Below are 25575 nucleotides of genomic sequence, written 5' to 3'. Positions count from 1 at the left end.
GGCGGGCGCGGCTTGCACGTCTTCGCGAGGCGCCATGCCGCGACACCGGACACTGGGGTTTGACCCGACGTCCCGGTATGCGACAAAGCATTGCCATCCTGGACGGAAGAAGTGTTGGGGCCGCGAGCCTTCCGGCTATGAAACATCCCGTGGCCGCCGACCTGCTCAGATACCTCCGCCTTGCCACTCCGCTCGCGCTGCTGCTCACCGCGGCCTGCGCCACCACGAATGCGCCGCCCCCCTCGGGGCCCAAGGTCACCGACCTGGAAATCCAGGGAACGGACCAGGTGAGCGAGGGCGCCATCAAGGACCGCATCCTCACCACCGCCACGCCCTTCTGGGGCTTCTGGCCCTTTGGCGGCCCCAGCTACTTCGACGCCAACGCGTGGCAGGCGGACCTGCGCCGCATCGAGCGGTACTACCAGGCCCAGGGCTTCTACCAGGCGAAAGTCACGAACGCCGAGGTGAAGCCGGCCGGTGACGACAAGGTCGCCATCGACATCAGCGTGCAGGAGGGCGAACCCACCCGCATCAGCGCAATCCAGGTGACGGGCCTGGACACCCTGCCGGAGGACGTGCGCGAGGAGCACCGCAAGTACGTGCTGGACGGACTGCCCCTGCACGAAGGCGACGTCTTCAAGGAAGAGTCCTGGGAGGAGGCAAAGGTCCGCGTCCAGGAGCGGCTGCGCGAGCTGGCCTACGCCGAGGCCGAAGTCGACGGCGAGGTCCGGGTGGACGTGGACACAAGGCAGGCGGTGGTGGAATTGCGCACCCGGCCCGGCATTCGCTACCGCTTCGGCAACACCTTCGTCGCCACGGACGCCAATCCCCAGGTGCCTCCGCGCCGCATCATCGAGCAGGTGACGGGCGCGCTGAAGAAGGGGGACTGGTACAGCGAGACGGCGCTGGCCAACGCGCAGGCGCGCGTGTTCCGCATGGGCGTGTTCGGCGCGGTGAAGGTGAACCGCGGCGCGCCGGACCGCGAATCCGGCACGGTGCCGGTGGTGGTGGACGTGCGCGAGGCGCCCTTCCGCTCCGTGCGGCTGGGCGGCGGCCTGGGCGTGGACGCGGCCCGGCAGGAGGTCCGCGCGGTGGGCGAGTGGACCCACCGCAACTTCGGCGGCGGGCTGCGCCGCTTCACCGTCCGCGGCCGGCTGGGCTACGCCTTCATCCCCAACGTCCTCAACTTCAACAAGGACGGTCCTGTCTTCGACGTCACCGCCGAGTACGAGCAGCCCCGCTTCCTCTTCAGGGACTTGCGGGCGCAGAACTCGCTCAGCGTGGAGAAGGGCCTGGAGCAGGCCTATGACTTCTGGGGCGGCAGGCTCCAGACGGGTGTCATCTGGCAGCCGCACCCCGACTTCTCCATCTTCCCGTCGTACAACCTCCAGATGTACCGGCTCAGCGGCCGCGTCAGCGCGGACTCCCGGGTGCCGCCCATCGTCCTGGGCTGCGGCGAGGGCCAGGCACAGTGCAACGTGGCGCTCAGCTTCCTGGAGCTGGCCTTCACCTGGGACCGGCGCGATGACGTCATCGAGCCGCGCGACGGCTACTACCTCTCCCTCTCCGTCCAGAAGGGCGGAGGCACGCTCCTCATGGGAGACTTCAACTACGTCCGCCTGCTGCCCGACCTGCGCGTCTACCGTTCGTTCGGCGAGGACAAGCGGTTCATCCTGGCGGCGAAGGTGCGCGCGGGCACGTTGAACCCCGCGGGCGGCGGCCAGAGCTCCATCGTCACCCGCTTCTTCTCGGGCGGTGGCACGTTCATGCGGGGCTTCAACGGCCAGCGACTGTCCCCCCTGGCCGCCCTGCAGCGCACGGCGGACGTGGACGGCGACGGCAACCCGGATGTCGTCCAGGACGAGGAATGGGACACCGTTCCCGTGGGTGGCAACAGCCTCTTCGAGACCTCGGTGGAGATGCGCTACCAGTTCACGGAGAGCCTGATGGTGGCCGCCTTCTACGACACGGGCCTGGTGGGCATCGAGAGCTTCGCCCACGCGAACCGGCCCAAGCTCTTCGGCCCCGAGCACTACCACGCCGTGGGCATGGGGCTGCGATACCTGACCGTCGTGGGGCCCGTCCGGCTGGATATCGCCCGGCGGTTGAACATCGGCAGGGGATTGCCCGTTTCAACCCCGGGATACATCTATCCCGAAGCCGGAGGCTGCTTCGGCATTGGCAGCCGCTGGAGGCCCACGGGTCCGACGACGCCCAGCGGCGCGTTCGCGGGCGCTCCGGACGGGCTGTGCGCGCTGCACCTGTCGATTGGAGAGGCGTTTTGACGGAATCCCCCCCGAGCGCCGCGCCTCCCCCACCCCGCCGGCCCGCGCGCTGGGGCCGCCGCGTGCTGTGGGGCCTGCTGGGCCTCGTGGGCCTCATCGTGCTCGTCGGCGCGGGCGTGCTCGTCTTCGCCACGACGTCGCGCGGAGAGGCCTGGCTCGTCCAGAAGGGACTCGCGCTGGCCAATGAGCAGCTCTCCGGCCGGCTGGAACTGGGGCGCCTGGACCTGTCCCTGAGCGGCGCCATCCTCGAGGACGTGAAGCTGTATGACCCTGAAGGCGAGCTGGTGGCGGACATCGCCCGGGTGGACGTTCGCGCGCGGCTGGCGGGGCTGGTGCGCCAGCACGTGGACCTCCCCTCCGCGCGCATCGAGCATCCGCGCCTGTATCTGGCCCAGGACGAGCGCGGACTGAACCTGACGCGCGCGTTGGAGCCCCGCACGCCCAGCCCCGAGGAGCCCTCTAAGGGCCGCGGCTCGCTGAGGCTGGACTTGCACGAGCTCGTGCTCGAGGACGGCTACGTCGACTTCCGCCAGGCGTTGCCCGAAGGCGGTGAGCGGCAGATGCGGCTGGAGGACCTGGATGCCCGGGGCTCGGCCCGCTACGCCGCCGCGACGCAGGGCGTGGGCGCGAACCTGGACGCCACCGCGAGCCTCGCCCGTCCCGTGCCCGGGCCCGTGCGGCTGGCGCTGAAGGCCCGCGGCGAAGAGGGCGCCTTCGAAGGCGATGTCGACCTGGAGGCCGCGGGGCTGGTGCTGGACGCCAGCGGCCGCGCGAAGCTCCCTCCAGAGACGCCGCCGGGCGTGCCGGAGGGCCAGCTCCAAGCAGGACTGGAGCTGCGGCGCCTGTCCGCGCCGCCCGACCTGCTGCGGGCCTTCGTGCCCACCTGGCCGTTGCGGGTGCCGGTGTCCGCGGAGGGCTCCGCCGGACTGGACGGCGACGCGGCGCGGGTGGACGTCACCGCGAAGGCCGCCAGCGCTTCCTTGTCCGTGAAGGGCGACATGGATTTGGAGCGGATGCGCACCGACGGCCTGTCCGTGAAGGTGCGCGACGTGGACCTGTCGGAGCTGATGTCGCAGGGCCCCAAGACGCGCATCGCCGCGGACCTGGACGCGAAGGGCGGAGGCACGAGCCTGGAGTCGATGGAAGGCGAGGTGAAGCTCACCGTGTCCCCATCCCAATACCTGGGCCAGCCGCTGGGTCCGGTGGAGTTGGAGGCCAGCGCGAAGGAGGGCCGGTATTCGCTGATGCGGCTGCGGATGCTCGCGCCGGGCGTGGCGCTGCAGGCCAAGGGAGCCGGCACAGCGGAGTCGGTGAACCTGGAAGGCGGCCTCACCGCCGGCAACCTCGCCCTGCTCTCGCAGATGCTGTCCAAGCTGATGCCGGGCGTGGTGGCCCCCATGGCGGGCAACGGCACGTTGGACTTCTCCGTGAAGGGCCCGCTGCGCACGCCCGCCGTGAAGGTCGACGGTGGCTTCGCGGCGCTGCGGTACGGCGACGTGGCGGCGCAGGACGTGTCCCTGAAGCTGGAGATGCCGGACGTCAGCCACCCCCTCACGTCCAACGCCACGCTGGTGGTGTCCCGGCTGAACGCGGGCGGACGGGACTTGCGCGACGTCGCCGTCACGCTGGCCACGCAGGAGCGTGCGCTGGAGGCCAGCGTGCGCGTTGCGGGAGACGCGGAGCTGGGGCTCACGCTCAGTGGCCAGGTGGATGGCAATCGCCAGGGGCTGGCCATCCGGCAGCTGGCGCTGTTCTGGCCGGAGGCCACCTGGACGCTCCAGGCGCCCACGCACCTGGGCTTCGGCGGAGGCAACGTCGAGGTGACGCCTCCGCTGCGGCTCGCGTCGGAGGGGCAGACGCTGTCGCTGCAGGGCGCGATGCGCGGCCAGCGCGTCAACGCGCGCGTGGAATTGGGCGCGTTCGATTTGTCGCGGCTGCCCAGGTCCTTCGTCCCGGAGTCGCTGGGCCTGGGCGGCAGGCTGACAGGCCACGCCGCCGTCAGCGGGACGATGGCGCGCCCCGACGCGGAGACCGACCTGCGGCTGGAAGACGGCAGCGCGCAGGGCTACGAGGGGCTTCAGGCGAAGCTGAAGGCGCGCTACGTGAAGGACCGCGCCACCGGGACGCTGGCGGCCAGCCTGCCCGTGGCGCGGCTCGCCGCCGAGTTCGACGTGCCGGTGCAGGGCGTGCTCAAGCGCCGGCGCGATGCGATGTCCGTGCGCCTGAATCTGGAGGACCTGGACATCGCCGGCGCCATGAAGCTCGCGGGCCAGCCCGAGAGCGCCAGCGGCCGGCTGGCCGGCACGCTGACCGTGGAAGGCCCCGCGCGTGAGCCCCTGCTGGACTTCACCCTCCGCGGGCAGGACGTGCGCTACCAGGCGCCGCCGCCGGGCTTCTCTCTGCCCGTGCCGCTGGCCTTCCAACTGCGCGCCGCGTCCGACCGCGAGGACCACACGCTGGATGCGCGCCTGGACGTGGAGGGCCTGGGCTCGCAGACGTACCTGGCCCTGCGGACGCCCTTCACGGTGGGCGGGCTGATGGCGAAGCCGCCCACGCCCGATGAGCTCCTGGCGACGACGCTGGGCGTGGAGGCCCGCGTGACGCAGCTGCCCCTCACCCTGCTCAAGGGCATGAGCGGCGTGCAGCAGCCGGGCGGCACGGTGACGGCGCAGCTGGACTTCGAGGGCTCGGTGCTGGTGCCCCAGGCGACGCTGCGCGTGCAGGCCAACGCGGTGACGATGAACGGGCTGCCGCCCATGAACGGGCAGCTCAGCGTCGTGGGCGACGACAAGGACGTGAAGCTCACGCTGAACGCGCAGCGCCAGGACGGACCGCTGGCGCAACTGACGGCCACGCTGGCGGCCCCGCTGGGCGCGCTCCAGGACCGCGAGGTCTACGGCCACATCCCCTTCGACATCACCGGCCGCGTGGGCCCGGTGCCGTTGCAGGAGATTCCCGGCCTGGCCACCCCGGCGTCTCCCGTGACAGAGGGCGCGCCGCCACCGCAGGGCGGCCGGCCCCAAGGCATCCAGGGCGTGCTGGCCATGGAGCTGGGCGCGCGGGGCACGCTCGACACGCCGCAGATGGAGCTCACCGCCGGCGTGCAGGACCTGGGCGTGGGCAACACGGGGCTGGGCCAGGTGCGCCTGAACTACACGTACAGGGACACCCGCTCCCGCTTTGACCTGCTGCTCACCGAGCCTGGCGGCGGCACCATGCTGGTGAACGGAGGCCTGGGCCTGGACGTGTCACTGCCCGCGCTCAACCGGGGACTCCAGACAAACAACGCGCCGGTGGAGGTCGCGCTCAAGGCGCGCAACTTCGACCCGGCCTTCCTGTCCGGCACGGTGGAGATGCTGCGCAGCATCGGCGGCGTGCTCCAGGCGGACGCCAGCGTCGCCGGCACGTTGGGCGCGCCCAGCATCAACGGCAGCCTGGAGTGGAAAGACGGCAAGCTGGGGCTGATGGGCCTGGGCGAGTACCGCGACATCCAGCTCGCCCTGAAGGCCAGCCGCGAATCCATCGCCATCACGACGCTGTCGGCGAAGGCCGGCAACGGCTCACTCAACCTCAACTCGCCGCTGACCGCGGTGCTCAACGCCCGGAATGAGTACGAGCTGTCCAGCCCCGGAACGTCCGACCCGCCGCTGGTGATGCGCAACTTCCCCATCATCGTCGACGACCAGCTCTTGGCGCTGGTGAGCCTGCGCGCGAAGGTGGAGGGCACGCTGTCCCAGCGACTGGTCAACCTGCGCAACGTCACCATCCCCGAGGCCACCATCGAGCTGCCGGAAGCCAAGCGCAAGGACCTGCAGGCGCTGGAGCGGCCCGGTGACGTGGTGCTGGTGCGCAACGGAGAGCCGCTGGACCGCAAGAAGCGCAAGGAAGCGGCCCAGGCGCAGCCCCCGGCGAATCCCGACGAGACACCCGTGGAAGGCGCGGCCCCGGCGGAGGGCGTAGCGGTGGAAGACGAGGAGGAAACGGCCACGCCACCCATTGTGTTCTGGGTGAATGTGAATGCGCCCCGCAACCTCTGGGTGAAGGGCTCCGACATCAACGCGGAGCTGGGACTGTCGGATGACTTTCGCGTCGAATACACGGACGTGGCGCGCCTGTTCGGTGAAGTGCGCGTGCTGCGCGGACGCGTGGACGTGCTCGGCCGCCGCTTCGACATCCAGCGCGACAGCCAGGTGCGCTTCACCGGCCCGGCCATGGCGCCGTACATCAACGTCACCGCCGAGCATCGCAACGACAGCGCCAAGGTCACCGTGTTCGTCACCATCCGGGGCCAGGGGCGGGAAATCACGCTCAAGCCCACCAGTGACCCGCCGCTGCCGGAGTCGGAAATCTACACGCTGCTGGCGACGGGCCGGCGCACGCTGGAGCGCAGCTCCGGTGCCTCCATGAACGCCAGCGCGCAGGCCGCGTCCGTGGTGGGCTCGCTGGTGGCCAACGAGGCCCGCAAGGCCCTGGCCGCGAAGCTGCCCCTGGACGTGGTCTCCATCGAGGCGGGGGCCTCCGGCATCGCGGGCACCAAGCTGGAAGTCGGCACCTACGTGACGGACAAAATCTACGTCGGCTACACCGGCCGCGTGGGCGCCAACCTCCAGCAGGGAGAGAACGCCAACGCGGTGCGCTTCGAGTACCAGCTGGGCACGCGCTGGAGCCTGGAAGGCCAGTACGGCGACGCGCGCTCGGGCGGGTTGGACCTCATCTGGACCAACCAGTACTGAGGCTCGCTGGGACACGGCGGGCTCCCGTCCTTCCGGGCGGGAGCCGCCGCTTCGACGACTAGAGGCCGTACATCGCGAAGCACGAACCCGCGGGGCCCGCGCCGGAAATGGGCGCGGACGGCGCGCTCAGCCACGCGCTGTTGGCGCCGCACTGGTGCCACTGCTGGTCGCCCGTGGACTGCACACAGGTGCGCGCTGGCACGGAGCGGCCCAGCGTGGCGGAGGAGCACCAACCGTAGGACGCGGTGCAGTTCGTGGGCTTGGTGGTGCTGCCCGCGGTGAAGGCGCCCGACTGGCACTGCCGCCACATGGCGTCCGACGAGCTCTGCACGCAGCCGAGCTCCGGCACGGTGGTGTCGGCCGTCTCGGAGTAGCAGCCGGAGGCGGAGCCCCACGCATAGGCCGACTCGTAGCGGTGGTAGACGACGGACACCAGCGACGAGCCGCCCACGTTGGTGCGGCCGCACTGGAGGGCATACGCGCCCACCCAGGGCGTGTACGTGTAGAGCGCCGCCGTCGCCTTGTTGACGGGACGCACCGAGCACGGGTCCGACGTGGACTTCGTCACGCCCACGCGCCAGCCGGAGATGGTGGCACGGCCCGCGTCCAGGTCCGTCAGGTAGCCGCGCAGCTTCTTGGCGGAGCAGTCAATCTGCTTGCCGAAGCCCACGTATTGCGCGTCACAGCCGCTGGTGTCCGGACAGCCACAGCCGGTGGCCTTGGCCAGGTTGTTGGAGTTGCCGCTCTGGACGAGGCTGGACTCCACCTGGATGCGGGCCAGCATGTACAGCGGGCTGATGCCAAAGGCCTTGGAGCGCTCGACGATGAGCGCGGCGGCCGTCTTGTTGCTGAAGGCCGGGTCCCGGTAGTTCGCCAGGAACGAGTTGTTCTGCTGGAGGAAGGCCTGCACCTGCGCGGTGGTAATCCACTGGCCACCGGTGATGTCGGTGTCCTCCAGCAGCCGGTGCATGTCGTACTTCGTGGTGGCCTCCAGCAGCACCTGGCCGGTCAGCTCATCGATGACGGGCTCATCTGCCGCGTCGATGGGACCACAGCCGGCCGCTACCAACGCGGGCACCAGGAGCAACCACAATCGCGTCTTCATCGCGTCCTCGGGGGGATGGGCCGCGAACCCGGAGAGCGGTGCTCACCGTCCACCGGACACGGCCTGGGGGAATCCGAGGCTCCAGCCGCGTGAAACATTATTCAAGAATTTCTTATCTTTAATGCCTGACGGATTATTGGTGTCATGCTGAATCCGTCACCCTGGCCACACAGACAGAGCGCGGGCGCCGGGAGTCGCGTACCCACCATGAGGCACGTCCACGCTGGCGAAGGGCGGCGGACGACGCCGGAGACGGACCGGCCCCGTGCATCCCCACCGTGGCGCCCTGAGCGTTCTGCCCGTCCTGTTAGGCTGACCGCGTGCCCGCGAGCCCGCCCCTCCTGGATGACATGCTCCTCTTCACCGAGGTGGTGGCGACCGGTGGCATCACCGCCGCGGCGGAGCGGCTGGGGCTGCGCAAGTCCACGGTGAGCCGCCGCCTCGCGGCATTGGAGGAGCGGCTCGGCGTCCGGCTCATCGAGCGCAATACGCGCGGGCTCCGGCTCACGGAGGTGGGCCGCGACTACCACGCCCACTGCGCGCGGCTGGTGGCGGAGGCTCGCGAGGTGAATCGCGCGCTCGGCGAGTCACGTGTCACGCCGCAGGGCACCTTGCGCATCGCCACGCTCTCACTGCTGGGCGAGCTGCTGACACCGCTCATCGCCGAGCTGCTGTTGCGCAATCCCCTGCTCCGCGTGGAAGTCTCACTCGCCGAAGCGCACGTGGACCTCATCTCCGAGGAGTACGACCTGGCGCTGCGGACCGGCCCGCTCGCGGACTCCGCCATGGTGGCCCGAAGGCTCGGGCGCCTTCGCACCGGCTACTACGCCAGCCCCGCCTATCTCGCGAGGCAAGGGACACCCCGAACCTCGGCGGAGCTGCAAGGTCATGCCTGCGTCGTGCTCGCCGCGCCCGGCACCGACGAGGTCTGGTTCTTCGGCGAGGGCCGCGGCGCGAAGAGCCTGCCGGTGACGGGGCGGCTGCGCGTCCCCAGCGTGCGCGCGGGACAAGCGGCCGCGCGCGCGGGCCTGGGCGTGGTGCGACTGCCCGCCTCGCTCGTCGCCGAAGACGTGCGCGGCGGGCTGCTCGTTCCGGTGCTGGAAACCGAAACGCCGCCGGGCATCCCTGTCTTCGCCGTCTATCCCAGCAGGCGGCAGCTCCCGCCCAAGGTGCGCGCCTTCCTGGCGCTGTTGAGTGAACGCGGCGCCGCGCTCCCCTGGGACGACGCCACCGAGCCCACATCCTCCCGGAGCCGGTAAGGGACCTCGCGCAACACAGCGTTCCCTCGCGGGCGCTCGTCCGTTCCCGCTGAGGCCACTACACCTGTGTCCACACCCAGGCAGGGCCCACGCGCCCGGCCGAACGAGGAGGACACGCCATGACGACGAACGTCATCCCGCTGGACGACGCGCACTTTCAACGGGAGGTGCTGGAGTCATCCGAGCCCGTGCTGGTGGACTTCACCGCTACCTGGTGCCCGCCGTGCCGTGCGCTCGCCCCCGTGCTTGACGCGATTGCCGCCGATTTCCGGGGCCGGCTGAAGGTGACCAGCCTGGACGTGGACGACAATCCGGAGTCCGCCATGCGCTATGGCGTCCGCGCCGTCCCGGCGCTGCTGCTCTTCAAGGAGGGCAAGGTGGTGCGGCAACTGCTGGGCGCCCAGCCCCGCGCCAGGCTGGAGCAGGAACTGCGCACCCACCTCGAGTGACGCGGCGCTCCTCTTCCTTCAGGCCGTATTGGCCAGCAGGTTGCGCGTCCAGTGGTTGTTGTAGCCGCCAGCGGGCAGGTCCGAACACCTTCTGCCCTGTCTGGTGCCCAACACCCCGGGCCGGCCAGGACGTGCGCTACCGCACCACATTCCGCTCACGGATAATTTTAGACCCGTGTTGCAAATCATACACTGCTCGTGTATCCACTCATTCGCCCTGTGAGTCTCGCAGGGCGCGGGTCGCCCCACATCTCCGATCCCCCCATCTCGTTCGGGGCGACTCGTACCCACCGCGGACAGTCGCCCTCCTCCGTGCCAGCCCCTTCCTGTCCGGGGCGGCCCGCACCTCTACCAACGCCTTCGTTTCAACGGTCCAGCCGTCGGCGGGCCCGGGCTCGTGCGGCGTCCAGCGCGGAGTCCACGCTGCCCTCGGCCGGCTTCGCTGGCGCCGGAGCCGCATCGCCCTCGCGGGCCGGCGGAGCTGGCGTCGGGGTTGTCCGTGTTCCCGGAGTGGACGACGGCGCCGTGGGCGTCGCGGGAATGGACACGAAGCGCTCGCGGGTCCGCGACGCACGCAGCCGTGGCGCGGAGAGGAAGCGGCGCACGGCCACCTCCGCCAGCAGCAGGGCCAGCGCCAGGGCCACCAGCCACGGCGCCAGCGCCACGCGGCCCAGCGACTCCGGGGCCTCCATGAAGAGGCCCGTCATGGACAAGCGCTCCACGCCGCCTCCTACCGCCGCGATGGCGCGCAGCAGCTCCAGTCCCGCCTTCGTGGAGCCGGGCTCGAACTCCGGCGCGTAGGGCAGCGTAACGGGCGGCGCGCGCAGCACCTTCGCGCCCAGCCGTACCACCGGGTGCCACGTTCCACTGCCCTCCAGCGGGTACTCGGCGACGAGCCGGTCTTCATCCTCCCACCGCATCGGACGCTCCACCGGCGCGGCGCGTCCGTCGCCGGGCAGGAGCACCATCGTCGGTGCCGCGCCGGGCAGCGCCTCGCCTGGAGGCAGGTCCAGCGTCACGCGCAGCAGGTGCCCTCGCCGCTCGGTGCGCACCACCGCGTCCCCGACGGGCGCCGCGCCCGCCAGCGTCCAGCGCACCATCCCTTCCAGGGCCGCGCGCAGGGAGGACCACGTTCGCAGCTCGCCGGTGTACGGCCCGTCCACCTCCGCGGTGAAGGCCACCGTGCGTCCCGCGCCTCGCGGCCACATCGCCAGGATGGGCGCGCCATTCGTGTCCAGGGTGCGCAGCGCCACGTTGGCGCGGGGCTTGAGGTAGGTGAGGTTGTAGCCGCCCACCTGGGGCAGCCCATCCGCGGACAGCCGGCCGAGCAGCGGCAGGTCGGGCGCGCCTTCCAGCGACGCGGGTTCATCCACGAAGGTGGCGCGCGCCACCGTGAGCGTCTCCTGACTGAAGATGCGCGGCAGGCTCATCGCGTCCTCGGCGAAGTAGACGCGCCCACCGCCCCGGTGGGCCACTTCCCGGAGCAGGTCCGCGTCCGGGTCCGAGGGCACGCCCAGCCCGATGACGGACACCGTCACGTCCTGCTCGCGCAAGTGGGCCAGCGTGCGCTGGTAGTCATCGGGCTCCTCGGAGTCCGCTGCGTCGGAGAAAAGGAGGACGTGGCGCGTGGGCTTCTCGCTGCGGAGGATTTCCGTGCGGCCGGCACGGAGCGCCTCGCCCACGTAGATGCCACCACCACCGCTGAATCCGCGCGCGACGGCATCCAGGGGCAACCCCGCCTCCACCGGGCTGAGCGGGAAGATTTCATGGGCCGCCGTGTCCACCATGTGCACGGAGACCTCGTCCTTGGGGTTGAGCAGCGTCAGGGCGGCCACGACGCCCTCGGCGGCCAGTTCCATCTTCGTCCGCCCATCCGGGACGGTCATCCCCATGGAGCAGGAGGCATCCATCAACACGCTCAGCGCCAGGGACGCGCGACGCTGCTCCTCGCGCATCTCCAGGGACACCGGGAGCAGCGGCTCCACGGGCGAGCGACGGAAGCCGCCCTCGCCGAAGCTGTTGCGTCCGCCGGTCATCACCAGCCCGCCTCCGGCCTGCTCGACGTAGGCCGCCAGCGCGTTGAGCCCCGGCTCGCCGAGCGCATTGGCGTCCACGTTCTCCAGCACCACGGTGCCCACGCCATCCAGGTCATCCAACGTGAGGCGGAACGGCGTGCGCACGTCGAGTTGCAACCCCGAAGCGGCGAGCGACTGCGCGAGCGTTCCCCGGGACTGGTTCGTGAGCAGCAACACCCGGGGCGGGCCCTCCACGCGCAGCACGGCGACGCCCTGGTCGTTCTCCACGACGCCGTCGCCGGGAGCGGCCACGGAGAGCCGGTAACGGACCAGGCCGGGCTCCTCGACCAGGTCGCGCAGCGGCAGCACGTTGGGGCCCGGCTGGAAGTCGAAGGGCCCCTGGAGGAGCACGCGGCCATTGCGCTCCAGGCGGACGGTGCCGGTGACGGCGGCGGAGGCTTGCACCACGGCGGAGAACTGGAAGGGCTCACGCTCGGAAACGGCGGCGGGGACGTCCACGGAGACGACGGCCACATCGAGCGGCGGTTCGGGGCGAGCGATGTGGCGCCAGTCCACGGCGAGGCCCCGGGCCGCCAGTCGCCGCGCGGCGCCGCGCGCATCCACGCCCGTGGCGCGGCCATCGGACAGCACCAGCACGCGGCCGGTGCGCTCGTCGGGGATGAGGGCGCTCGCGGCATCCAACGCGGCGGACAGGTCGGAAGCCTCCGTGTCCACGGGGCGCGTGAAACCGCCAAAGCCTCCGAGGGTGGAGAGGGGCTGCTCGACGCGCGCTTCCCGGCCGAAGGTGATGACCCCCACGCGGTCCCCGGGACGCCGCTGCGACTCCAGGAGGGTGATGAGTTCCTGGGCTGTGCGGTCCACGTCACGAGGCATGGACGCGGAGCGGTCCACCACCACGACGACGTCACTGCCGGCATCGGCCCATCGCAGCTCGGGGCCCGAGAGCGCGCCGACGACGAGCACCAGCAGCGCGGCACGCAGCCACATGGGCGGGCCCGGCCGGCGGCCGTACTTCCAGAGGAAGAGGCCCAGCGGCAGCAGCAGCACCCACGCCTGCGGGAGGGAGAAGGTCATGCGCGGCTCCAGCGCCGGGAAGCCATGGCGGCATCAAGCGGCACGGGAACCGGGCGTCCCATCACCCACCACGCGCTCACCTCACGCGCCTTCATCGAAGTCTTCCGTCGCACCAATGACGCGCTCATGAAGCGCCCCCAGTACTTGCCGCACTCGCCCCGGGGGCGCCTGGCGTCTCCCTCCGCGTGAGGTAGAAGTCCGCCACCAGCGCGGCGAGCAGAAGAACCAGAGGCCATCGAGCCCGGCCCGGCGCGTTGCCTCCCGCGTCGTCTTCCCCCGCCTCACGTGCCGGCACCTCCGCGCTCCCGCGCTCACGCAGGTCCGACTCCCGGGCGTCCAGCGCCAGCACTTGCGCCGTGTCCACCACATCGCCGTCACGCTCCAGCGAATAAGCCCCCGGCCCGGTGGGAGGCGACAGCGTCACCTCGCCCGCGCCAAACACTGGCCGGCTGCCCCCCGGTCCCACGAGCGTGTAACGCGCACCCGCGAGCGTCACCACCGGCAGCGGCTCGCCCAGCATCAGCTGCCGCCGAGGAAAACCCTCCCGCGTGCGGCGGGCCTCTCGCACCAGATTGCTCAGCAGCACCGGCCACGCGGACACGCGCTGCACGTTCGAACGCGACAGGTCCACGTTGACGTGAACCCGGCCGTCCGCCTCCTCGGACACCAGCACCGCGTCCCCGGCGCTCACCAGTGGCTTTCCAGGCGGATTGTCCCCTGCCGTCCACCGCACGCCCGCCAACTGCACGTCATCCAGCAGCGGGTGCCCCTTCTCGGAGAAGAACGGCCCCACGAACGTGCGCGGCGCGCCGCCCGCCCCCACCGTCACCCGCGCATCCGTCCCTGGCGGGCCCAGCACCAACACCCCGTCCGTCGCCGAGCCCTCCGCTCCGCGCGCCACCTCCGGCGATACCGCGAGGAACCGCTCCAGTGCGGTCTGCTCGGGAGCGCCCAGTCCCTGCGCCAACGCCACCGCGATGGGGCGCATGGGCGCGGGCGGCAGCCGCACCTGGCCGTCCTCGGGCAACGCGTCGTCTGGAAGCGACACCTCCACATCGCCCGCTTCCTGGAACGTCAGCCGGACCGTCGCGGTGCCCTCCTCCGGAAGCTGCACGCGTTCCACCCGCTCCGTGCCGGCCTTCGCACCGGCCCCTGGCAACGCGCGAACCCGAACGTCCACCTCCTCAGGCGCCTCCCCGAAACGCGCCACCCTCAGCGTCACCGTGGCAGTGGGCCCCTCATCGCGCCGCTGCGCGGAGACCAGCGCCACGTTGCCTCGCGCGGTCCCCAGCGCCGTCCACCGCACGGACGCGGGCACCAGGGCCGCGTTCACCGGAGGAACGTCCGTGAAGAAGGCCACGCGCCGTCCCGCCCCCGCCAGCTCCTGCGCCCAGATGAGCGTGGGCATCGGGTCATGGTCCGCGCCCTGCGCCAGGAAGGACTCCAGCGCGGCCAACGCCCGAGAAGGCTCCGCCTCTGGCCCCGCGAGCATGCGCGGCGTGCCGCCACTGGCCAGCAGCGTCACCTGCGTCGCCTCCTCCGACTCCACGCGCGCCGCCGCCTCGCGCCGCACCTGCTCCAACACCGTCACACCGTCCGGCCCGCGCGCGGACATGGACAGGCTCCCATCCACCACCAGCACCAGGTGCCGGACCCGCGCCGAATCTCCCCACCGCACGTCCGCCAGGAAGAGCGCGGCGGCCACCACCGCCAGCACCTCCAGCAGCAGCGACGCCTCCCGCGTGAAGCGCTCCCAGCGAGGCCCCGCCTCGGCGCGGGGACTGGGCCTGCGCCACAGGAAGAGCGCGCTCACCACCACCGGCTTCTGCCGGCGCCGCAGGAAGTACGCCGCCACCAGCGGCACGAGCGCGCCCAGCGCCAGCAGCCCCCACGGGAAGCCGAAGCTCACGCGTCACCTCCCGCGACGCGCTCCATGCCCGCCACCCAGCGCCCCCTCACAACGCACCCGCCGCGAGGAACAGAGGCCGCAGCGACCCCGCGACCAACGCGCCCAGCGCATCCTGTGCCCGTGCGGTGAGCAGCGCCCCACGAGCACGCAAGGCCGCGCCCCTCAAGCCGCGCTGGTGCTCCGCGAAGCGGCGCGTGTACGCGGCCAGCACCTCGTCGGTCAGCAACTCCTCCAGCGCCGCGCCGCTCTCCGAATCCACCAGCCGGGCCCCGTCCCCCCCAGCGGGGTCCAGGTCCTCGGCGTCCAGCACCTGCGCCAGGAAGAGGCCCGACGCGCCACGCGCCAGCCGCGCGCACAACGCCGGCAGGTCCGCTTCGAAGAGGAAGTCACTCACCACCACGCGCAGCCCACACGGCCGCAGCGGCGGCAGGCGCCCCAGCGACTCCGGCAGTCCGTCCCGCGCGTCGAAGTCCGCCGCTTCCAAGGCCGCCCGGCACGCCTGTCCCTGAGCACGCTCCGGCCGGGCACCAGCCACCAGCAACGTGGGCGACAGTCCCTGCCGCGCCGCCACCTCCGCCGTCAGCAGCGCCACCTCCCGCGCGCACGCGGCCTTGCGCGGGGACAGCGCCATGGAGCGCGAGCCATCCAGCACCACCTCCACGCGCGGCGACACCTCATCCTGGCGGATGCGCAGCACGAGCTCTCCCGTGCGCGCCACCGCGTTCCAGTCCACCTGCCGCAGGTCATCCCCGGGCTGGTACGCACGGAAGTCATGCAACTCCAGCGCGCTGCCCGCGGACGTGGCACGGACCTCCCCCAAGAGCCCCCGGTGGGGCACCCTGGGCAGCGCCAGGGCCAGCCCCGGAACAAGCCGCGCGACGGCGGCTGCGTCCATCCGCTCGCTCACGACGTGTGGGCCCGCCGCTCACGCGCCACGAGCATCCGGTCCGTCCCGAAGGCGGCCACCAGCGCCAGGCCCACGACCGCGCCCAGCAAGTCCCAGGACATCTTCGGCCCGGACGCCCCGTAGTCGTACGTGGCGAAGTTCGCGATGCCCACCACGGGGTTGAAGAGGTTGAGGACGGGGTCATCCCCATCGAATCCCATCAACACCGCCACCAACGGAGGCAGCGCCGAGGCCAGCGCCACGGAAGCCACGAACATCAAGCGCACCGCCACGGGCGTGGCCAGCCGGTCCGGGCGCACCTTCCGCCCCAGCCACACCGCCAGCGACAGGAAGAGCACGCCATACGCCGGCAACGCCAGGGTGGCCATCCGCAGGGAGAGGCCCTTCAGCGGCACGTCCGAGGACCCCACCTGCAAGCCCCAGAACAGCGCGCTCCAGGCTCCCAGCAGGAACACCATCCAGCGGAAGCCCCGCAGCGCGCCGGGCCGCAGCACGGACCAGGGCCGGGTGGTCGCGCGCAGCGGGCGCGCCTGGCCATCCACGTCCGCGACCACGAACATGCCCACACCCAACAGGTGGACGCCGCCCAGGAGCGCGAACATCTCCGGAACACTGTGCTTACGCCCCGTCAGCCACCAGATGGCACAGCCGACGAGCACGCCCACCAGCACCTGCACCCCCACCGCGCGACGCGGCCCCCGCGTGTAGTCCTCCGTGGGCAGGGACAGTCGGGATGCGGCGGCCTCGAAGAGCAGCCAGCCGTCCATGAGCATCAGCATCAGCGCGATGCCCACCAGATAGCGGAATTCCACATCATGCAGGAACCGGTCTCCCGTCTCCGATATCGCGTAGGCCGCGCCCAGGCCCTGCACCAGCGCCAGGCCCAGTGCGCCCAGCAGACCGAAGTGGACGAAGGCACGCCCCATGCGGCCGTCGGCCAGCGTCGCCGCGCACACGCTGGCCACCGTGAGGAATACGAGCCACGCGCCGCCCAGCGCCAGCACCACCAGAATCGTGGACAGCGTGATGCCATTGAGGAAGTAGCTGAAGAGGAGGAAGGGCCCCGCGGCGGAGGCATACAGGGCCGCCTGCACGAGGAACGACGCCACCTTGCCCCGGAGGATGCGGCGCGGCCCCAGGCCGGTGAGCACCAGCAACACCCACGTCTCGTCCTCGCGCTCACGCGCCAACGAGCGGTAGGCGCTGTACGGGATGACGAAGAAGTGCGCGACGCCCAGGCAGACGAAGAAGGAGAAGAAGTAACCCTGGCCGCGCCGCGAGTAGCCGCCCTCGCGCGTGTCCACGTAGGCCACCAGCGCCACCGCCAGGCACGCCAGTAGCATCAACCCGAAGCACACCCAGAAGACGCGCGTGCGCAGTCCCTGGCGGAGCTCCTTCACCACCAGCGGGTTGAGCCGGTCCCCCCACCGCTGCGACCAGGGCTCCGCGCCCGCGACCTGGCCACCACCCGAAGCCATCGGCTCCGGGGCCGGAGGGCTCATCGCCGTATCCACGGGCGCGCTCACGCCACCCTCCCCTTCGTCACCGTCATGAAGGCATCCTCGAGGTTCCGCTCCCGCGCGCTGAAGGCACACACGGGAAGCCCCGCGGCCACCAGCGCCGCCAGCAGCACCGCCGCCGCCGCGTCCACCTGCGCGGGGCCCGCGCCCGCATCCAGTTCCAGGCGCACGCGCAGCGCCTCGCCCTCCCGCGCCACACGCTTCACGCGCGGCTGCTCCAGGAGAAACCGCTCCGCGCGCTCCCAGACGGCGTTGCCCGCTTCGCCCACGGCCAGCCGCACCGTCAGCTCGGGCGTCACCGCCGCGCCCATCTCCTGCTGCTGGAGCAGGTCCGCCACCTTCCCGGTGGCCAGTAGACGCCCCTGCTCGATGATGGCGCAGGTGTCGCAGATCTCCGCCAGCTCCGTGAGGATGTGGCTGGAGATGATGACCGCCTTGCCCTGGTCCGCCAGGGCGCGCAACAGCTCGCGCAGCTCGATACGGGCGCGCGGGTCCAACCCGTCCGCGGGCTCGTCCAGCAGCAGCAGCGACGGGTCGTGCAGCAGCGTGCGCCCCAGCGCCACGCGCTGCCGCATGCCCTTGGACAACGCGGTGGTGAGCCGGTCCGCCAGGGGCGTGAGTCCGGTGAACTCCATCACCGACTCCACCCTCTGCCGGCGCGCCGCGCCCTTCAGTCCATAGGCGCGCGCGAAGAAGTCCAGGAACTCGAAGACGGTGACGTCGTCATAGGTGCCGTACCGGTCCGGCATGTAGCCGATGAGCGGACGCGCCCGGTCCGGCGCATCCACCAGCGAGTGTCCGTCCAGCAGCACCTCGCCCGACGTGGGCACATCCAGCGTGGCCAGGATGCGCAGCGTGGTGCTCTTGCCCGCGCCGTTGGGCCCGATGAAGCCCAGGATGCTGCCGGCCTCCAGGGAGAACGACACGTCATCCACCGCGCGCAGCGGCCCGTAGTCGCGCCGCAGTCCCTTCACCTCCAGCAGGCTCATGGCCGCCCCCCTTCCGACTGGCCTCGCACCAGGTGGATGCCGGCCTCCAGCTCCACGTCAACGGCGGACGAGGGCGTCGGCCCCAAGCCCCCCAGGCGCGCGATGAAGCCACCCTCCGGAAGTGGAGCGCGGAAGTTCTCCTCGCCCGCTGACAGACGTCCCTCGGCGAGCGACGGCCCCCCCACGCCGGACACCAACTGGTTCACCGGTGTCGCGCTCGCGGGCAGCGGCTCGCCCAGCGTCCCTTCCGCGCCATCATCCAGCGCGGGCAACGCGTAGCTTTGGTCCCCCACCCGGACATAGCCCTGCTCCAGCCGCGCCCCCAGCGCGTTCTGGACGCGAACGGTGCTGCCCTCCCGCCGGACGACGAGCCGCGCGCGCGAAGGCAGCACGGCTACCTCGCCCCACTCACGATAGGTCCGTGGCGGCAGGAAGCCATGCGTCACCGTCAGGCCATTCGTCCAGTCCAGGTCCACCAGCATCTCGTCGGCATTGTCCGGTGCCAGCAGCGCGCTCGTCGCCGGGAAGCGCACCGGCCCCGAAGACACGTTGGCGTACCAGGCGGAGACGCCGAGCGTCACCGCGCGTGAGCGCTCCGCGTCCAGCCACGTGAGGCTGTAGCGCGCGGAGTGCACGGCGAAACCATCCACGAGCACCGACCAGGTCACGAGCGCCACACAGGTGAGGACCGACACCAGGGGCACCGCCACCAGCACCGCCACCGGCCCTCGGCGCCGCGCCAACATCAGCCCGCCCGGCCCCACCGCCAGCACAAAGGCGAAGATGAGTAGCAGGAACCGCCCCACAGGCGTGTTGGCATGGTCCAGCAGCGGCGTGATGCCCCCGGCGAGCAGGTTGCTTCGCTCCCACCGAGGCGCGGCCCCCGCGGGCTTCACGGGCCCTGGGATGAACTCCCCCAGCATCGCGTTCAAGGCCTGTCCGCATTCGAGCGCGGCGCCACACAGCCGCACCCGGCCGAAGCCATACGGCACGGCATCCCTGGAGCCTTCCGCGGTGAACAGCGGCAGATGCTCCGTCAGATTGCTCGACACCTGCGGCAGGACGAGCCGTCCTCCCGAGAGGACGTAGGACTCCAGCACGGCCCAGACATCCGCGGGCACGGAAGCCAGGCCTCCCGGTACCATCACCACGGAGTAGCCCACATAGGAGGACAGCTCCCTGGGCGCATCGTGCGGGTCAACGGTGCGCACGGAGAACAGCGGGCTGCCGGTCGCCTCCACCCGAGGCACCCCCGACGTGTCGTCGAAGTCCTTGAGCGTCCCCAGCACCAACACCGTCCCTCCCGTGGAACGCTCCACATAGACGGGGGTGTTGGCGAGGAGCGTCTGCGGAGACAGGCCGGGCGACTCCACCTGGATGCTCCCCGCCTGAACTGTCGCTGGCACCGGCAGCCAGGTGACGAGCCGCCGTTGCGGCGGCACCTCCACGGTGCGCTCGGAGGTTCGCGGCTCCGAGCTCGAATGTCCCTGGAAGGTCAGACGGACCTGGAGAGGCACGAGCCCCGTGTTCTGGAGCACGACATCGATGGGGGTGTAGCCGCGCTCCGGCTTCAGCGCACTGGTCCGGATGGAGACGCGCAGGTCGCCGTGGTTCCGCGTATCAATGGTTCCGGAAGCATCGCGATACCCGTAGCCCGTGGGCGCGGCCTCGTCCGCGAGCGATGTGGCGAAGGCCCGTGAGCCGCCCAGGGCGCAGAGCAGGACACTCGCGGTCAGTACCGCGCTACGCACGCGGCACCTCGGGGACGGCCTGGAGCAGCGCGCGCACCACGTCCGCCGCGCTGACCTTCTCCAGCGAGGCCTCGTAGGCGAGCACCAACCGGTGATTGAGGGCGGAAGGCGCGGCGGCCACCACGTCATCGAAGCCCACGTTGGGCCTGCCTCGCAGCAACGCCAGCGCGCGCCCGGCGGCGGCGAGCGCGAGCGCCGCGCGAGGACTGGCGCCATAACGGACGAAGCGGCGCACGGCGTCGGGCGCCGACGGTTGGCGTGGGTCTGAGGCCTCCACCAACCGGCCGATGAAGTCCGCCACGGGGCCCGGCAGGTGCACGCGGTCCGCCGCGGCGAAGAGGCGGCCCAGGCCCTCCGCGTCCAGCACCGGCGACAGCTCCGGCGGCGCGCCACGCACGCGCGTGGTGAGCAGCGCGCGCAACGTCTTCGCGCCCACGGGGGGCACCTGGATGCGGAAGAGGAACCGGTCGAGCTGCGCCTCCGGCAACGGATAGGTGCCCTCCAGCTCGATGGGGTTCTGCGTGGCGAGCACGAAGAAGGGGTCCGGCAACAAACGGGTCTGCCCCAGCACGGTGACGCTGCGCTCCTGCATGGCCTCCAGCAGCGCGGACTGCGTCTTCGGGCTGGAGCGGTTGATTTCGTCCGCGAGCACCAGGCTGGCGAAGAGCGGGCCCTCGCGGAAGACGAAGTCGCGGCGGCCGTCGCCTTCCAGCACGTAGGTACCCGTGATGTCGCCGGGTAGCAGGTCGGGAGTGAATTGGATGCGGCGGAAGGGCAGCGACAGCAGCCGCGCCAGCGCCTTGCACAGCTCCGTCTTGCCCAGGCCAGGCAGGCCCTCCAGCAGGACGTGCCCGCGCGCGAGCACCGCCACCACCACCTGCTCGACGACGGATTCCTGGTCCAGCATGACGGTGTTCAGCCCGTCCTTGAGCCGGGCCGCCACCTCCGCCGCTCCCTGTGCCTCGGCGGGACTGAGAAGCTCCGCTGCCACGTCATTGCCCCCTTCCAGACGACTCGCCACCAAAGTACCGCCTCACCATGTCCCGGTTGCGGGGAAGCAGCGGCGCCGCACCGGGCCCCGCCGTCGCATCCCCCCGCGCCTGCGTGCCCTGCGCGCCGCCAGGCCCGGCCGGGCCCGCGCGCCGCCGAGGGTCCGCGGCCCGGAGCCCCCAGAGTTCCTCGCCCTCGTCGCCCCCCTGTCCGGGAGGCAACGGCTCGAAGGCAAGCCGCTCCGGGTTCATCTCCGCCTCGTCACCAAAGACGAGCGGTTGGCTTCCGCCACCGCGTGACACACCCGCGCCCTTCCGCACGCTCCGGCTCGCATGCCCCTGCTGACCCGAGTTGGATTGCCCCTCGCCCGCGCCGGATTGCCCCTCACCCTCGCCGCCGCGCCCCGACTGCCCCTGTCCTTGGCGCCCTTGCCCTTGGCGCCCCTGCCCCGAGTTCTGGCCGCCAGAACCCTGGCGACGGGCCTGCGAATCGGAACCGTTGCGGCTGTTCGAATCGAAGCGGTTCTCCAGCGACTGACGCCTGCGCTCCAGCGCCTCGCGCAGGCTGGCAATCTGGTCCGGTGAACCGGAGGCCCGCGCGCGGGCAGCTGCCTGCGCCTCACCGGAGCGATCACTCCGCGAACCTTCCGTGCCCTGCGGTCCCTCGGCGCCCTGCGTTCCTTGTCCGGACGCGCGCGTGGCATCCGCCTGTGCCGCTTCGCCGTTCTCGGATTCACGCGGCGCCCCGCCCTCCCCCGTTCCCTCCGCGCCGTCGGACGAGCCGCCTTCCAGCGCCATCAGCGCCTGCTCCAATGCCTCGCGCTCACGCGTGGCGGCCTCGGCGCCTCCCGCGGCGCCTAGCGCATCCTCCAACGCCCGCGCGGCTTCCGCGGCCTGAGCCAATTGCGCGGCGGCCTCCGCGGCCTGCTCGGCCAACCGCTTCTCCAGTGCGTCGGCGGCCTCCCAATCTCCGGCGTCGAAGCGGCCCTCGGAGACTTCCTCGGCCAGGCGCCGCAGTTCGTCCTCGACGGCCTCCTCCAGCACCTCTTCCTTGGCGAGCGCCTCCGCCTGCGCCTGGACCGCGGCCACCTTCGCCGCGGCGGCGGCATTCACGGCGCGGCCTCGTGGCGCGGACAGGGGCAACAGGAAGCCCGCCACCGCGAACAGCACCGCGCCCGCGAGCGCCGCGGCCGGGCGCCGCCACTTCACGTCGGGAGGCTTCACCCCACCCGCGAACTGATTGACGGCCAGTTCCCACTCCCCCACCGGGCGCTCCAGCCGGGTGAGGAGCAGCCCGCCCGCGTTCGCCGACCGGTCCGCGAGCACCGCCGCCTGCTCCAACGACACCCGCCGGGAACGCGCACGCCAGAACCACGCGCCCAGCCCCAGCGCCAGAAGCGGTGGCAGGGCCCACACGAAGGCGCCGCGCAGGAGGAACCGGGCCAGCACGCAGGCCGTGGCGGTGGCCCACATCGGAACGATGCCGGCCTCCGCCCATGCCACCGCGTTGAGGCGCCGCTGCACGCGCCGGATGGGCGCGAGCACCAGGGCCTGGAAGCGGCGTTCTTCACTGGCAGCCATGAAGCGGCGAGTGTCGACTACTCGGCCCACTCCCCACAAGCGACGCGACGTCCAGCCGTCGCGGTCCGGGTGTGAGCGGTCGCATCCCGCCGTGCATTGACGCCCCCCTTCCGCCGCCTGGCACGGACCGCCCGAGCCTCGCGGACACCGACGCAGCATCCCCGCGGAGGAAGTGCCCATGACCGCGCCTTCACGCGAGACTGCCCCAGGTGCCGCCCCGCGCGGCAAAGACGGCCCACGCACCGTCCCCCAGTGCCATCAAGCCCACCGGACTGCTGCGACAACCCCACTTCCGGCTGCGCATCCCCTTCCGGCTCGTCTACGTCGCCTGGGTGGCGTGGCTGGCGGCTGGTGGCCCGTCTGCGGCAGTGCGCGCCTGGCGGCCCACGGTTAGGCTCGCGCGCACCATGCACTTCCGCAAGCTCGGCCGCAGCGGCCTCGTCGTCAGTGAGATTTCCTACGGCAACTGGATCACCCACGGCTCCCAGGTGGAGGAGGAGGCCGCGCTCGCCTGCGTGCGCGCGGCGCTGGACGTGGGCATCACCACCTTCGACACCGCGGACGTATACGCGGCAACCCGCGCCGAGGAAGTGCTCGGCCGTGCCCTGAAGGGCCAGCGCCGCGCCGGCTACGAGCTCTTCACCAAGGTGTACTGGCCCACCGGCCCCGGAAAGAATGACCGCGGCCTGTCGCGCAAGCACATCCTGGAGAGCATCGACGGCTCGCTGCGCCGGCTGCAGACGGACTACGTAGACCTGTACCAGGCCCACCGCTTCGACGTGGAGACGCCGCTGGAGGAGACGATGCTCGCGTTCGCCGACATCGTCCGCCAGGGCAAGGCGCTGTACATCGGCGTCTCCGAATGGACGGCCGACCAGATTCGCCAGGGCGCCGCGCTGGCCCGCGAGCTGCGCGTGCCCTTCATCTCCAACCAGCCGCAGTACTCCATGCTCTACCGCGTCATCGAGCCGCAGGTCATCCCGGCCTCCGACGAAGCAGGCCTGGGGCAGATTGTCTGGTCCCCCATCGCCCAGGGCGTCCTCACCGGCAAGTACCTGCCCGGCCAGGCTCCCCCCGTGGGCAGCCGCGCCACGGAGGCCAACGCCGTGCGCTACGGCATCACCCGCTTCATGACGGATGACGTGCTCACTCGCGTGCAGCAGCTCGTCCCGCTGGCGAAGGATGCCGGCCTCTCCATGGCCCAGCTCGCCGTGGCCTGGGTGCTCCAGAATCCCAGCGTCTCCTCCGCCATCGTCGGCGCCTCCCGGCCGGAGCAGGTACACGACAACGTGAAGGCCGCGGGCGTGAAGCTGGAGCCGGAGCTGCTGCGCCGGATTGACGCGGTGCTGGGCCCCGCCATCGAGCGAAATCCAGCCCTGACCGACGTCCCCGCCCAGCGCCCCTGAGCCCGTCCCACCCGGGCGGGCGCCTGAGCGTCCGCTTCCGGGAGGGCGGCACCCAACCCAGCCGTTCCATTTGACTTTCCGCGCCAAGGGAACAAGACATGGGCCCGCAGGTTGGCAACCGGGTTGCGAGTACCCCCGTGCCCCACCTTTACCCAGGCTTCCCTTCATGACGCCCTTCCTCTCCCTGGCCCAGACGAATCACACCGAGCTTGGCTGGCTCAGCAGCAAGCTGCTCGGCGTGACGCTCACCTCCGCCGAATGGGTGCTCTGGGTGCTCGTCATCCTCTCGGTGCTCTCCATCGCCATCATGCTGGAGCGCACGGTGTACTTCGCCCGCCACCGGCTGCCGGACTCGGAGGCCCTGGCGGTGCGGCTGGCCCGCGGCGAGTACGACGTGGCCCGCAAGGCCATCGAAGGCAAGACGGGCATGGAGGCCGCCATCATCCGCGAGGCCCTGGCCTCCGCCGACCAGGGCGCGGACACGGTGGAGCAGGTGATTGCCTCCACGTTGTCGCGTGAGCGTCCCCAGTACGAGCGCTTCCTGTCGTACCTGGGCACGCTGGGCAACAACGCGCCGTTCATCGGTCTGTTCGGCACGGTGCTGGGCATCATCAAGGCCTTCAATGACCTGGGGAAGATGAACGCCCAGGGCGGCGGCGGGGCCATGCAGCAGACCGTCATGGCCGGCATCTCCGAAGCGCTCGTCGCCACGGCCGTGGGTCTGGCGGTGGCGATTCCGGCGGTGGTGGCCTTCAACGTCTTCAACCGCCAGCTCAAGACGCTCACCAGCCGCGCCAATGCCCTGGGCTACGCCCTGGTGGGCAGCATGCGCGCCGAGCGCCCCGCGTCCAGCACGGCCGCTGCGGCTCGCGCCGCGGAGGCCCGCTAGGCCATGGCGGGCGGCGCGCAGGACAACGACGACGAAATCACAGGCATCAACGTCACCCCGCTGGTGGACGTGGTGCTGGTGCTGCTCATCATCTTCATGGTGACGGCCAACTTCATCGTCCGCGAGACGGTGGAGGTGGACCTGCCCCGAGCCGCCAACGGTGGTGAGACGGTGCAGGGCCTGGTCAACGTGGTGCTGGACAAGGAGGGCAAGCTCTTCTTCGACGGCACCGAGATGACCGAGAAGGACCTGGAGAAGCGCGTTCAGGAAGCGGTGGCCAAGGACAAGGAGACGCGCGCCATCATCAGCGCCGACCAGTCTCTGCCCTACGGCCGCGTCATGCGGCTCATCGACGTGGTGAAGGGCCAGGGCATCGCCAAGTTCGCGCTCAACATCGAGAAGGACGTAGCCCCCGCGGCCGCGCCCGCAGCCCCCTGAGGCAAGGCGTCACTTCATGAGTCAGGCGGTCCTCGACAACGCTCCGACGCCCCGACGCGACCGCTCACTGGCCGTGGTGGGCGTCTTCCTGCTCGTGTCGCTGGGGATTCACGTCGGCGGCTTCTGGGCGCTCGGGGAAGGCGCCTCGCGCAACCTCCCCGCGGCCAAGCGCCCCGTGGAGATGGTGATGGTGGAGGTGGTGAAGCCGCCCCCGCCGCCCCCCGAGGCGCCGAAGCCGGAGGAGCCGCCCAAGCC

16 protein-coding genes and 1 pseudogene are annotated in these 25575 nt (G+C 71.4%); 8 read left to right on the top strand and 9 right to left on the bottom strand.

All coding sequences use genetic code 11. From position 1 onward, the window contains the following. Positions 1 to 137: 137 nt before the first annotated feature. Together F8M74_RS05595 and F8M74_RS05590 are read left to right on the top strand one after the other, a co-directional pair. Positions 138 to 2285, top strand: coding sequence for a BamA/TamA family outer membrane protein (locus tag F8M74_RS05595; protein ID WP_141279465.1), 2148 nt, complete (start codon positions 138 to 140; stop codon positions 2283 to 2285). Further along, positions 2282 to 7018: a translocation/assembly module TamB gene (locus F8M74_RS05590; RefSeq protein WP_163884337.1), complete on the top strand. Its 4737-nt coding sequence runs from the start codon at positions 2282 to 2284 to the stop codon at positions 7016 to 7018. Before F8M74_RS05595 ends, F8M74_RS05590 begins: the two co-directional genes overlap by 4 nt. 58 nt (positions 7019 to 7076) lie before the next feature. Here F8M74_RS05590 and F8M74_RS05585 read toward each other — a convergent pair whose 3' ends face one another. After that, entirely contained in the window at positions 7077 to 8123 is a 1047-nt protein-coding gene (locus F8M74_RS05585) for a hypothetical protein (RefSeq protein ID WP_141257866.1), read from the bottom strand. A 350-nt stretch (positions 8124 to 8473) separates the two neighbouring features. On the opposite strand from F8M74_RS05585, the gene F8M74_RS05580 reads away from it, so the two are divergent. Both F8M74_RS05580 and trxA read left to right on the top strand, forming a co-directional pair. After that, positions 8474 to 9382 (top strand): LysR family transcriptional regulator, encoded by a 909-nt coding sequence (locus F8M74_RS05580; RefSeq protein ID WP_171410497.1) that lies wholly within the window; start codon positions 8474 to 8476, stop codon positions 9380 to 9382. Between the two features lie 119 nt (positions 9383 to 9501). Then, positions 9502 to 9831, top strand: a complete 330-nt coding sequence (gene trxA / locus F8M74_RS05575) for a thioredoxin (RefSeq protein ID WP_141257864.1) — start codon at positions 9502 to 9504, stop codon at positions 9829 to 9831. A 365-nt stretch (positions 9832 to 10196) separates the two neighbouring features. Here trxA and F8M74_RS05570 read toward each other — a convergent pair whose 3' ends face one another. The 8 genes from F8M74_RS05570 to F8M74_RS05535 form a co-directional block, all read right to left on the bottom strand. After that, on the bottom strand, positions 10197 to 12941 hold the full coding sequence (locus F8M74_RS05570) for a VWA domain-containing protein (protein WP_141257863.1): 2745 nt from the start codon (positions 12939 to 12941) through the stop codon (positions 10197 to 10199). 124 nt (positions 12942 to 13065) lie between these two features. Further along, positions 13066 to 14850 (bottom strand): BatA and WFA domain-containing protein, encoded by a 1785-nt coding sequence (locus tag F8M74_RS05565; RefSeq protein WP_141257862.1) that lies wholly within the window; start codon positions 14848 to 14850, stop codon positions 13066 to 13068. 46 nt (positions 14851 to 14896) lie between these two features. Beyond that, a complete protein-coding gene (locus tag F8M74_RS05560) occupies positions 14897 to 15745 on the bottom strand; it encodes a DUF58 domain-containing protein (RefSeq protein ID WP_171410496.1) in 849 nt (282 codons plus the stop codon). Between the two features lie 8 nt (positions 15746 to 15753). Beyond that, positions 15754 to 17283, bottom strand: coding sequence for an ABC transporter permease (locus F8M74_RS05555; protein WP_141257860.1), 1530 nt, complete (start codon positions 17281 to 17283; stop codon positions 15754 to 15756). Continuing rightward, complete coding sequence (locus F8M74_RS05550; protein ID WP_141257859.1) at positions 17280 to 18266, bottom strand: ABC transporter ATP-binding protein; 987 nt, start codon at positions 18264 to 18266, stop codon at positions 17280 to 17282. Before F8M74_RS05550 ends, F8M74_RS05555 begins: the two co-directional genes overlap by 4 nt. Continuing rightward, on the bottom strand, positions 18263 to 20017 hold the full coding sequence (locus F8M74_RS05545; RefSeq protein ID WP_141257858.1) for a hypothetical protein: 1755 nt from the start codon (positions 20015 to 20017) through the stop codon (positions 18263 to 18265). Before F8M74_RS05545 ends, F8M74_RS05550 begins: the two co-directional genes overlap by 4 nt. Next, positions 20010 to 21008 carry a MoxR family ATPase gene (locus tag F8M74_RS05540; RefSeq protein WP_171410495.1) on the bottom strand — a complete coding sequence of 333 codons (999 nt, stop codon included), beginning with the start codon at positions 21006 to 21008 and terminating at the stop codon, positions 20010 to 20012. Before F8M74_RS05540 ends, F8M74_RS05545 begins: the two co-directional genes overlap by 8 nt. A gap of 1 nt (position 21009) precedes the next feature. Then, positions 21010 to 22587 carry a hypothetical protein gene (locus tag F8M74_RS05535; protein ID WP_163884336.1) on the bottom strand — a complete coding sequence of 526 codons (1578 nt, stop codon included), beginning with the start codon at positions 22585 to 22587 and terminating at the stop codon, positions 21010 to 21012. A gap of 407 nt (positions 22588 to 22994) precedes the next feature. Between F8M74_RS05535 and F8M74_RS05530 the strand changes: the two genes are divergently transcribed. The 4 genes and pseudogenes from F8M74_RS05530 to F8M74_RS05515 form a co-directional block, all read left to right on the top strand. Next, a complete protein-coding gene (locus F8M74_RS05530) occupies positions 22995 to 23993 on the top strand; it encodes an aldo/keto reductase family protein (RefSeq protein WP_140877445.1) in 999 nt (332 codons plus the stop codon). A gap of 166 nt (positions 23994 to 24159) precedes the next feature. Next, positions 24160 to 24882 (top strand): MotA/TolQ/ExbB proton channel family protein, encoded by a 723-nt coding sequence (locus tag F8M74_RS05525; RefSeq protein WP_141257857.1) that lies wholly within the window; start codon positions 24160 to 24162, stop codon positions 24880 to 24882. 3 nt (positions 24883 to 24885) lie between these two features. Next, positions 24886 to 25320 carry a biopolymer transporter ExbD gene (locus F8M74_RS05520; protein WP_011556414.1) on the top strand — a complete coding sequence of 145 codons (435 nt, stop codon included), beginning with the start codon at positions 24886 to 24888 and terminating at the stop codon, positions 25318 to 25320. A gap of 16 nt (positions 25321 to 25336) precedes the next feature. Beyond that, positions 25337 to 25575 (top strand): annotated as a pseudogene (locus F8M74_RS05515) (energy transducer TonB); the annotation flags it as partial.

Origin of the sequence: Myxococcus sp. CA023 (assembly GCF_010998615.1) — a bacterium.
In the GTDB taxonomy this organism is placed as follows: Bacteria; Myxococcota; Myxococcia; order Myxococcales; family Myxococcaceae; genus Myxococcus.
The sequence above is the reverse complement of the archived record's forward strand: the minus strand, read 5'-3'. Positions and strand labels throughout refer to the sequence as shown.